The sequence below is a fragment of the Dactylosporangium siamense genome (assembly GCF_016862795.1).
Classification (GTDB): domain Bacteria; phylum Actinomycetota; class Actinomycetes; order Mycobacteriales; family Micromonosporaceae; genus Dactylosporangium; species Dactylosporangium siamense.
This window is the reverse complement of record NZ_BONQ01000263.1, coordinates 1-1,522: the sequence shown is the minus strand read 5'-3', so window position 1 is coordinate 1,522 and position 1,522 is coordinate 1. Positions and strand designations below refer to the sequence as shown.

The window sequence follows — 1,522 nt, the reverse complement described above, 5'->3', positions numbered from 1 at the left end:
GATTGCCGGAGTTCATGGTGCCGGCGGTGTTCGTGGAGCTGACGGCGTTGCCGTTGAACGCGAACGGCAAAGTCGAGCGGTCGGCGCTGCCGGCGCCCGACAGCGCCCGGCCCGAGGCGACCGGCGAGTTCGTGGCGCCGCGGACCCCGGCCGAGGAGCTGCTGAGCGGGATCTGGGCCGACGTGCTCGGCGTGGAGCGTGTCGGCGTGCACGACAACTTCTTCGACCTGGGCGGCCACTCGTTGCTCGCCACCCGGGTCGCGTCACGGGTGCGGACGGTGTTCGGGGTTGAGGTGCCGGTCGCGGCGCTGTTCGACACGCCGACCGTCGCCGGGCTGGCCCGGGTGGTCGAGGCCGGGGCGCCGGGCGTCGTGGCCCCGCCGATCGTGCCGGTCGGTCGGGACCGGGCGTTGCCGTTGTCCTTCGCGCAGCAGCGCCTGTGGTTCCTGGCTCAGCTGGAGCCGGACTCGATCGAGTACAACACGCCGATGCCGATCCGCATGACCGGCGAACTGGACGTGTGGGCGCTGACGTCAGCGTTGGCGGGGCTGGTGGCCCGGCACGAGGTGCTGCGCACACGGTTGGTCGCCGATGCCGACGGCACGCCGTTCCAGGTGATCGATCCCCCCGCCCAGCCGGCGCTGCCGCTGATCGACCTCTCCGCCGAGGACGACCCGGCCGCCGCGGCGCGGGCGTGGCTGGACGCCGACGCGGCGGTGCCCTTCGACCTGGCCGCCGGTCCGATGCTTCGTGCCACGCTGCTGCGGCTCGGCCGCCGCGAACACGTCCTTGCCCTGGCGATGCATCACGTGGTTGGTGATGAGTGGTCGGAGCCGATTCTGCGTCGTGAGCTCGATGTGCTCTGTAACGAGGGTGTGTTGCCGTCGTTGCCGGTGCAGTATGCGGATTTTGCGGTGTGGCAGCGGCGGTGGTTGACCGGTGAGGTGTTGGAGGGTCAGCTGGATTACTGGCGGGCTCGGTTGCGGGATGTGCCGGTGTTGGAGTTGCCGACGGATCGGCCGCGTGCGGCGGTGCGGTCGTCGGCGGGTGCGGTGTCGGAGTTTGTGGTGCCGGCTGATGTGGTCGCGGGGTTGCGGGTGTTGTCCCGGGCCGCTGGCGTGTCGATGTTCATGACGGTGTTCGCGGCGTTCAACGTGTTGTTGTGTCGGTACTCGGGTCAGGACGACGTTGTGGTGGGCACGCCGGTGGCGAATCGGAACCGGGCTGAGGTTGAGGGTCTGATCGGGTTCTTTGTCAACACGTTGGTGTTGCGTACGGATCTGTCGGGTGATCCGACGTTTGTGGAGTTGTTGGGGCGGGTGCGTGCCGGCACTTTGGCCGCTTACGCGCATCAGGATGTGCCGTTTGAGCGGTTGGTTGATGAGTTGGGTGTGGTTCGGGACCGGTCGCGGACGCCGTTGTTCCAGGTGTTGTTCAACTATGTCAATGAGGTGGTGTCCGATGGTGGCGGTGCTCGTCGTGAGGTGACGGGGTTTGATCTGTCGTTGTCGGTCGGTGAGCG

1 protein-coding gene is annotated in these 1,522 nt (G+C 68.1%); it reads left to right on the top strand.

Annotation, left to right across the window (positions count from 1 at the left end):
* Positions 1-26: 26 nt before the first annotated feature.
* The coding region (locus Dsi01nite_RS56835) for a condensation domain-containing protein (RefSeq protein ID WP_239137328.1) at positions 27-1,522 on the top strand (1,496 nt) is incomplete at its 3' end.